At 75.6% G+C, this 3,487-nt stretch carries 2 protein-coding genes; both read left to right on the top strand.

Going from position 1 to position 3,487, the window contains the following annotated elements:
• Positions 1-15 precede the first annotated feature (15 nt).
• Positions 16-3,237 carry a type I polyketide synthase gene (locus AB0G35_RS37180; RefSeq protein WP_360959197.1) on the top strand — a complete coding sequence of 1,074 codons (3,222 nt, stop codon included), beginning with the start codon at positions 16-18 and terminating at the stop codon, positions 3,235-3,237.
• 54 nt (positions 3,238-3,291) lie between these two features.
• The coding region (locus tag AB0G35_RS37185) for a polyketide synthase docking domain-containing protein (protein ID WP_360959200.1) at positions 3,292-3,487 on the top strand (196 nt) is incomplete at its 3' end.

Raw genomic sequence — 3,487 nt, forward strand, 5'->3', positions numbered from 1 at the left:
TCAGACGGTGCTGATGTGGCGTTCGTGCCTGTCCTGCGGCGTGACCGGCCGGCATCGCAGACCTTCACCACCGCACTCGCCACCCTGCACACCCGGGGCCTACCGGTACCGCCGATGCCCTCGATGCCTGCCGCCCGGCGGATCGACCTGCCCACATACCCCTTCCAACGGAACCGCTACTGGCTGGCGGCCCCGCCGCGGCCCACGTCCGGCGGGGTGTCGGCGGCCGGTCAGCGCGCGGTGGAGCATCCGGTGCTCGCCGCCGCCGTGGAACTCCCCGGCGCCGGCACCGAGGTGTGGACCGGCCGGATCTCCGCCGCGGACCTCCCCTGGCTCGCCGACCACCTGGTGTGGGACCGCGGAGTGGTCCCCGGGGCCGCCCTGCTGGAGTTGGTGCTCCAGGTGGGAAACCGGATCGGACTACCCCGCGTTGCCGAACTGACGTTTGAGACCGCGCTGGCCTGGGCCGCGGACACCCCGCTCCAGATCCGGGTCGTCGTGGACGCTGCCTCCGGCCCCGAGGGGGCCCGTGAGGTGAGCCTCCACTCTCGGCCCGAACCCGTCGCCCGCACCCCGCACCCCGCTGGATCCCCGCACCCGGCGGCGGAGCACGGCGACAACGGCTGGACCCGGCACGCTTCCGGTGTGCTCGCTCCGGCCGCCGACCACTCCCACGACTCGGACCGAGCCGGCCCCAGCGCCTTCGCCGAACTCACTGGTGCCTGGCCGCCCGCCGGCGCCGAGCCTCTCGACATCGCCGCACAGTACTCGCTCTTCGCCGCGGCCGAAGTGCGCTACGAAGGCGCCTTCCGCGGGCTGCGCGCGGCGTGGCGCCGCGGCGACGAGATCTTCGCCGAAGTGCGGTTACCCGATGCGCACGCTGCCGACGCCACCCGCTACGGGGTGCACCCCGCCCTGCTCGACGCGGCCCTCCACCCCATCGCGCTGCTCGACCCGTTGGGCGACGGCGGACACGGCTTGCTGCCGTTCTCCTGGACCGATGTTCAGCACTACGGGGCCGGCGGACACGCACTCCGGGTACGGGTGGCTGCCGCCGACGGCGGCGCGGTGTCGCTCTCCGCGGCGGACCGCGAGGGTACCCCCGTGCTCGCCGCCCGCTCCCTAGCACTGCGCCGCATCGCCGCGGACCGGCTGCCCGCCGCCCCCGTCGCTCCCCTGTACCGCATGGGCTGGCTGCCGCTCCCCGAGCGAGTGCCCGCCGCCACGGCCGCGCGCTGGGCCGTCGTCGGGCCGGCGGCCGAAGCCACCGCGGCCGGGCTGCGCGCCGTCGGCGTCGACGCCCGTGCCCATGTGTCCCCCCTCGGCGAGCCGCTGCCGCCGGAGGCCGGTACGGACGCCGAGGTGTACCTCCTCGACCTGACCGCGGTCGGCCGCACGGCGCCCCACGGTGGGCTCCCGGACGAGGTGCGCGCGACGGTGCGCCGGGCCCTGGAAGCCGTGCAGGCCCCGCTCGCCGGCACCGATCCCCTGACGGACGCTCGTACGGACACCCCTACCGGCGGCTCGCGGGTCGTCGTCCTCACCCGGGGAGCGGCCGGCCCGGAGGGCGGCGCGGCCGATCCGGCGGGCGCCGCTGTCTGGGGGCTGGTCCGGGTCGCCCAGACCGAGCAGCCCGGCCGCTTCACCCTGGTCGACATCGACGGGTCGAAGGCGTCGCTGCGGACCCTGGCCGGCCTGCCGACCGCGGACGCCGCTCAGATCGCGGTGCGCGACGGACGCGCCACCGTCCCCCGCCTCGTACCGGTGGTCGACACCGACGGAACCGGTGCCGGGGAGCCGGTCGAGACGCTGGACCCCAACGGCACCGTGCTGATCACCGGAGGTACCGGAGCACTGGCCGCGGAGACCGCACGGCACCTGGTGGAACGACACAAGGCAGGTCGGCTCCTGCTCGTCAGCAGGCGCGGCGCGGAGGCGCCGGGTGCCGCCGAACTCGTTGCGGAACTCACCGCCTTGGGCGCCGAGGTCACCGTCCGGGCCTGTGACGTAGCTGACCGCGACGCACTGCGCCGCCTGCTCGGTGAGGTGCCCGCCGAGCACCCCCTGAGCTGTGTGGTGCACACCGCCGGTGTGCTCGACGACGGTGTGCTCACCGCCCAGACGACCGAGCGGATCGACGCCGTGCTGCGCCCCAAGGTCGACGCCGCCGTCCACCTGGATGAGCTGACCCGTGAACTCGGCCCGGTGCCCTTGGTGTTGTACTCCTCGGTCTCGGCCGCCCTGGGCAGTGCCGGCCAGGCCGGGTACGCCGCGGCCAACGCGTTCCTGGACGCGTTGGCCGCCCGCCGGCGCGCCGCCGGGAACCCCGCACTGTCGCTCGGCTGGGGCTGGTGGACCGGTGCGGGCATGGCCACCGGTCTGGAGGGCGCGGACGCCGCGCGCATCCGGCGCTCCGGTATCGTCCCGCTCGCCCCCGGGGACGCGCTGGAGCTGCTCGACCGGTCACTGGCCCGGCCCGAGCCCGCGCTGCTGCCGGTACGGCTGGACCTGCCCGCCCTGCGCGCCGCGGCCCGCGCCACCGTGCCGCCGGAGGTGCTGCGCGATCTCGCCGGTGTCCCGGGCGATGCCGGGGCCGCGCCGGGTGCCGGCGGACGGGTCGGCGACGGCCAACGGTCGCCCGGCCTGGCCAGCCCGGCCGAGGCACTGGCGGCCCGGCTCGCGCCGCGCTCCGCAGCCGAGCGCACGGCCGTCCTGCTCGACCTGGTGCGTGCCGAGGTCGCGGCGGTGCTGGGCCACGGCGACCCCGCCGCGGTGGGTGCCGGCCGGTCCTTCAAGGACGCCGGATTCGACTCCCTCACCGCCGTCGACCTCCGCAACCGACTGAACGCGCGCACCGGGCTGCGACTGCCCGCGACGCTCGTGTTCGACCACCCCACACCGTTGTCCCTCGCCGAGCTGCTGCGTGAGGACCTGGAGGCAGCCGGCCTGGCGGGGCCCACCGGTCCGGCGGCGGGCCAACCGGCCGGCCCCGAGGACCTGTCCAGCGCGCTCGACCGGTTGGAGGCCAGCCTCACTGCAACCGACAACGGCGACGCCCGCGCCGCCGCCGCGCGGCGGCTGCGCAGCCTGCTGGCCACGCTCACCGCCGGCTCAGGCGACCACGCGGTGCAGGGCACCGGCGAAAGCCCCGGGGGCCCCGGCGAAGGGGTGCTCGACCGCCTCCGTTCGGCCTCCGACGACGACCTGTTCGACCTTCTCGACAGCGATTTCCAGTGAGCCAGACGGCGTCGCGCGCCGGCCACTCGACCGCTTCCACCCCTGACCCCTGACATGACGCAGAGGAGAACCGTGTCTGCAACGAACGAGGAGAAGCTGCGGGAGTACCTTCGGCGCGCGATGGCCGACCTGCACAGCACGCGCGATCGGCTGCGCGAGGTCGAGTCGGCGAGCCGGGAGCCGATTGCGATCGTGGGTATGGCCTGTCGTTATCCGGGTGGGGTGGCGTCGCCGGAGGACTTGTGGGAGC

Origin of the sequence: Streptomyces sp. NPDC021749, from assembly GCF_040640655.1 — a bacterium.
GTDB lineage: Bacteria > Actinomycetota > Actinomycetes > Streptomycetales > Streptomycetaceae > Streptomyces.